The 1038-nt window shown below is 45.1% G+C and carries 4 tRNA genes and 1 rRNA gene; all 5 read left to right on the plus strand.

Features of this window, described 5'->3' with window-relative positions:
- Positions 1–115 (plus strand): 16S ribosomal RNA (locus tag HC752_RS24210); the annotation flags it as partial.
- An 88-nt stretch (positions 116–203) separates the two neighbouring features.
- Positions 204–279: transfer RNA gene (locus HC752_RS24215), tRNA-Glu, on the plus strand.
- 2 nt (positions 280–281) lie between these two features.
- Positions 282–357, plus strand: a tRNA-Lys gene (locus HC752_RS24220).
- Between the two features lie 9 nt (positions 358–366).
- Positions 367–442 (plus strand) — tRNA-Ala (locus HC752_RS24225).
- 39 nt (positions 443–481) lie between these two features.
- A tRNA-Val gene (locus HC752_RS24230) sits at positions 482–557 on the plus strand.
- Positions 558–1038 lie beyond the last annotated feature (481 nt).

A 1038-nucleotide genomic window follows, 5' to 3' on the forward strand; every position in this document is an offset into this window, starting at 1 on the left:
AAAAGAAGTAGGTAGTTTAACCTTCGGGAGGACGCTTACCACTTTGTGGTTCATGACTGGGGTGAAGTCGTAACAAGGTAGCCCTAGGGGAACCTGGGGCTGGATCACCTCCTTATACGATGATTATCGAGACGAGTGTCCACACAGATTGATACGGTTTATGAAGTAAAGAGAAATGAGCGTTCCCAAACGTTCATACTAGTGTCCCGTTCGTCTAGAGGCCTAGGACACCGCCCTTTCACGGCGGTAACAGGGGTTCGACTCCCCTACGGGATACCATTGGGTCGTTAGCTCAGTTGGTAGAGCAGTTGACTTTTAATCAATTGGTCGCAGGTTCGAATCCTGCACGACCCACCATTTCAAGATGGGGCTATAGCTCAGCTGGGAGAGCGCCTGCCTTGCACGCAGGAGGTCAGCAGTTCGATCCTGCTTAGCTCCACCATTCTTGAAATCTTCTTCCTATAAGAAGTAAAACTAATATGGGCGATTAGCTCAGTTGGGAGAGCACCTGCCTTACAAGCAGGGGGTCACTGGTTCGAGCCCGGTATCGCCCACCATTCTCTAAGTATTTTTGGAAGTTTAATCCAAACCACATCAAACTCTTGCTGCTGGTTCGGATTTTTGTCGCCTAACTTGCGCACTGAAAATCTTTAGAAAATGCCTATTCTTCGATAGAAAGTAGCATTGCTCTTTAACAATTTGGAAAGCTGACGAATAACAACTATCCCCTTATCTTCGGATAAGCGTTGTTATTCAATTAAAAGTTCTCAAATCCTATGTCTTACTCTTTTGTTAGAGAAAAGAGGTAGGTACCAACACACATTCAAGTGTTCTTGGAAACACCCATAGGGTGTTTATATTTGAGTCCGGCAAAATCGAAGTGTTGTCTCGCTCATAATAAAGAGACAACAATAAACCTTGGTTGTTTGCCATACGCCTTTTTGTCTTCACTTTTGAAAAGTGAACGCAAATTGAAACCTCTTGGGGTTGTATGGTTAAGTGACTAAGCGTACACGGTGGATGCCTTGGCAGTCAGAG

This window comes from Vibrio sp. S9_S30, from assembly GCF_014694455.1.
GTDB lineage: Bacteria > Pseudomonadota > Gammaproteobacteria > Enterobacterales > Vibrionaceae > Vibrio.